The sequence below is a fragment of the Agromyces albus genome, assembly GCF_004134825.1.
GTDB classification, from domain to species: Bacteria; Actinomycetota; Actinomycetes; order Actinomycetales; family Microbacteriaceae; genus Agromyces; species Agromyces albus.
Genome location: NZ_SDPN01000104.1, coordinates 1 through 951, shown reverse-complemented (window position 1 = coordinate 951; position 951 = coordinate 1). Strand labels below are relative to the sequence as shown.

Sequence of the window (951 nt, the reverse complement as noted above, 5' to 3'; positions counted from 1 at the left end):
GGATCCCGCCGTCATGCGCGCACCCGCACCGGCGATCCCGGCAGCTGGTCGAGTCGCGCGACGCCGTGCCACTCGGGATGCCGTTCGAGCAACCGCGTCGCCCGCGCGAGCGGCGGCGGGGTGAGGCCGGCCTCGGCGAGCAGCGGACCGGCGAGCACGTCGGCGGTGCGGCCCGTTCCGATCACCCGGCCGTCGCGCATGACGGCGACGTGGCTCGCCGAGTCGGCGACGAGCTGCAGGTCGTGCGTGACGATGATGACCGTCGTGCCCTCGCGGTTCAGCTCCGCGAGCATGTCGATGAGCTCGGCGGCCCGCCCGCGGTCCTGCCCGAAGGTCGGCTCGTCGAGGGCCAGCACCGGTGCGCCGGCGACGAGGGCGGTGCCCACCGAGAGCCGGCGCTTCTGCCCGCCCGAGAGCAGGAACGGATGCTGCTCCCGCAGCTCCTCGAGCCCGAATCGCTCGAGCAGCTCGGTCACGCGCGCCGCCCGCTCGGCGTCGCCGGCGCCCTGCAGGCGCAGCCCGTGCTCGAGCTCCTCCGCGACGGAGTGCGTGATGAACTGGTGCTCGGGATTCTGGAACACGAATCCGATCGACCGGGCGAGGGTGCGCGCGTCGGCCCGCGCGGGGTCGACGCCGCCGAGGTCGACGGTGCTCCGCGGGGGCGGGATGACGCCCGCGATCGCCTGCAGCAGAGTCGTCTTGCCGGCGCCGTTCGCGCCGACGATCGCGAGGAAGTCGCCCCTGGCGACGTCGAGGTGCACGTCGTGCACGACCTCGGGTCCGCGACGGCCGCCGCGGCGCACCGTGAGGTGTCGCACCGACACGGCGGTGCCGGCTCCGGTCGAGGCGTCGGGCCCGCCGCGCTCGTCGCGCCCGTCGTCGAGGGGCGGCGGCAGCACGTCGTTCGCGTCGAGTGCCACGGCGAGCTCGGCCGGCGTGAGCGGCAGCGGC

The 951-nt window shown here is 75.6% G+C and carries 1 protein-coding gene; it reads right to left on the bottom strand.

Annotated elements, in window-relative coordinates; translation table 11 throughout:
* Positions 1-11: 11 nt before the first annotated feature.
* Positions 12-951: energy-coupling factor ABC transporter ATP-binding protein (locus tag ESP51_RS20410; RefSeq protein WP_164990629.1), on the bottom strand; the 940-nt coding region annotated here is incomplete at its 5' end.